We start from the raw sequence: 1,686 nt of genomic DNA, 5'->3' as shown, positions 1-1,686 counted from the left end.
GTTATGAAGAGGCTCTGTTGGAAGCTCAAAAATTAGGCTTTGCAGAGAGTGATCCAACTAATGATGTTGAAGGCATTGATGCAGCCTATAAAATGATTATCTTAACTAAATTAGCTTATGGAATGTCGTTTACTTTAGAAGACTTAGAAATAAAGGGAATTTCTCAAATAAGTGCTAATGAGATGATGTTTGCTAAAGATTTAGGGTATACAATTAAATTAATAGGATCTGCTGAAAAAAGAAGAGGGAAAGTTAATGTGGAAGTTAGCCCAGTTTTGCTTCCTATGAAACACCCATTAGCATTAATCGATAATGAGCTAAACGGTGTGTTAATAACAAGCACGGGAATTGGGGAGACTCTACTAACAGGAGCAGGGGCAGGGGCTAAACCAACCGCAACAAGTATTGTTAGTGATTTAGTAACCATTAGTAAAAATATCACGCAAAATAGGGAAGTTACACCGTTTAGTCATTATCAAGTAGTCAAAAACTTGGCGAATACCTCAGACCTTCTTTCAAATTATTTGTTAGTTATTGAATGTAATGATACTGAAGAAAATCAAAGAACGATTCTTGAAGCAATATCAAGTGAAGGCATTGTTATGGAAGAATTAAAAAAAGAAATAGATGAAGACAAGTTAATGATAGGTGGTATCATCAATAACATATCAAAAGAGAGTTTACAACGCTTAGAAGACCTACTTCTAACGAAAAACATTCGCTCAATTTCACATATTAAAGCATTATAAGGAAGTGACTACATGAAAATAAAAGTACCGGCAACAACAGCCAATTTAGGGCCAGGATTTGACTCTTTTGGTTTAGCATTAAGTTTGTATTTAGAATTAGAGGTGTTGGAAGAAACCAATGAATGGCTTATCGAACACAGTTTAGATGGGATATCAAGAGATGAGAGTAACTTAGTGATTAAGACGGCCTTAGGCGTGTGTCCAGCTTTGAAACCTCATTATCTAAAGATGAAGACAGATATTCCAACTGCAAGAGGATTAGGCAGTAGCTCATCAGCAATTGTTGCAGGCATTGAACTAGCCAATCAGTTAGGGAAGCTATCTTTAACTCGAGAAGAAAAAGTTAATATTGCTACTAAAATAGAAGGTCATCCAGATAATGTAGCACCTGCTGTTTTGGGAGGTTTTGTAGTAGCAAATCAAATTGATGCGACTATTTATTTTACAGAGCATGAGTTTCCAGAATGTGATTTTTTAGTGGTGATACCTGATTATGAACTATTAACCACGTCAAGTCGAAACGTGTTACCAGACCGTTTAACGTATGAATATGCTGTAGAAGCAAGTGGTATCACAAATGTGGCACTAAGTTCTTTACTATCTGGTAATTTAGAACAGGCTTGCCATTTAATGACAAGAGATAAGTGGCATGAGCCTTTTAGAGCAGCGCTTGTTCCTGAATTGATGCTTGTTCGAGAACAACAAGAAAAACTTGGTTTTCATGCTGCTCTTTTGAGTGGGGCAGGACCAACAATATTAATTATTTCTCCAAAAGAAACGAGTGAAGAAACAAAAAAACAGCTGCAACATCAGTTTAAATCTTTTGAGGTAAAACGCCTTATTGTTGAAAAGGAAGGTGTTAGCGTCATATAAAAAGAGTTGAAAGTTTTTTAAGCTTTCAACTCTTTTTATTGATTTATTTTCTTTGTTGTTTTCC

General features: G+C 35.5%; 2 protein-coding genes. Both read left to right on the top strand.

The window, feature by feature from the left end:
* The coding region (locus RR554_RS07475) for a homoserine dehydrogenase (RefSeq protein ID WP_332467736.1) at positions 1-749 on the top strand (749 nt) is incomplete at its 5' end.
* 12 nt (positions 750-761) lie between these two features.
* Positions 762-1,622: a homoserine kinase gene (thrB, locus tag RR554_RS07470; RefSeq protein WP_332467735.1), complete on the top strand. Its 861-nt coding sequence runs from the start codon at positions 762-764 to the stop codon at positions 1,620-1,622.
* Positions 1,623-1,686 lie beyond the last annotated feature (64 nt).

The organism is Vagococcus sp. (genome assembly GCF_036639995.1).
In the GTDB taxonomy this organism is placed as follows: Bacteria; Bacillota; Bacilli; order Lactobacillales; family Vagococcaceae; genus Vagococcus.
Note: the sequence above shows the minus strand (reverse complement) of the source record. Positions and strands in the feature narration are given on the sequence as shown.